The 906-nt window shown below is 57.5% G+C and carries 1 protein-coding gene; it reads left to right on the top strand.

Going from position 1 to position 906, the window contains the following annotated elements:
* Positions 1–906: immunoglobulin-like domain-containing protein (locus NR126_RS28385; RefSeq protein ID WP_256832481.1), on the top strand; the 906-nt coding region annotated here is incomplete at both ends.

The raw sequence follows: 906 nt of genomic DNA, 5'->3' as shown, positions 1-906 counted from the left end.
TGACCGTCAAGCTGAGCAACGGCGGCACGGTTACCGTTAAAGCCGGTGATACCAGCGCGATCTATACCGCCCCAGTTCAAGGCGACGACGTCTACAAAGACGGCGGCCCGCTGAGCGTTACTATCGACAGCGCAACCGTGAAGGACCAGGTCTTCGAAGACCTGCAGCTGAGCAAAGAACCAGGCGTGGTGCAGATCAACGACACCACCGACACCGTCACCGTCAGCATCGCTGGCAATGGTCCTGTGTTTGAAAACGCAAACCCGACTTTCACCATCACCCTTAACCAGGCGTTGAAGGATGATCTGACCGTCAAACTCAGCAACGGTGGCACCGTCACTGTTAAAGCCGGTGATACTTCGGCGATTTACACCGCACCGATCCAAGGCGACGACGTCTACAAAGACGGCGGCCCGCTGAGCGTTACTATCGACAGCGCAACCGTGAAGGACCAGGTCTTCGAAGACCTGCAGCTGAGCAAAGAACCAGGCGTGGTGCAGATCAACGACACCACCGACACCGTCACCGTCAGCATCGCTGGCAATGGTCCTGTGTTCGAAAACGCCAACCCGACTTTCACCATCACCCTCAACCAGGCGTTGAAGGATGACCTCACCGTCAAACTCAGCAACGGCGGCACCGTCACCGTTAAAGCCGGTGATACCAGCGCGATCTACACCGCACCGATCCAGGGCGATGACGTCTACAAAGATGGCGGCCCGCTGAGCCTGACCGTCACCGATGCTTCTGTGCCAGGCAAGGTCTTCGAAGACCTGCAGCTGAGCAAAGAACCAGGCGTGGTGCAAATCAACGACACCACCGACACCGTGACCGTCAGCATCGTTGGCAACGGTCCTGTGTTCGAAAACGCGAATCCAACCTTCACCATCACCCTCAACCAGGCGT

Source organism: Pseudomonas sp. Pse1 (assembly GCF_024519635.1).
Lineage (GTDB): Bacteria > Pseudomonadota > Gammaproteobacteria > Pseudomonadales > Pseudomonadaceae > Aquipseudomonas.
This window is presented reverse-complemented; position numbering and strand designations above follow the sequence as displayed.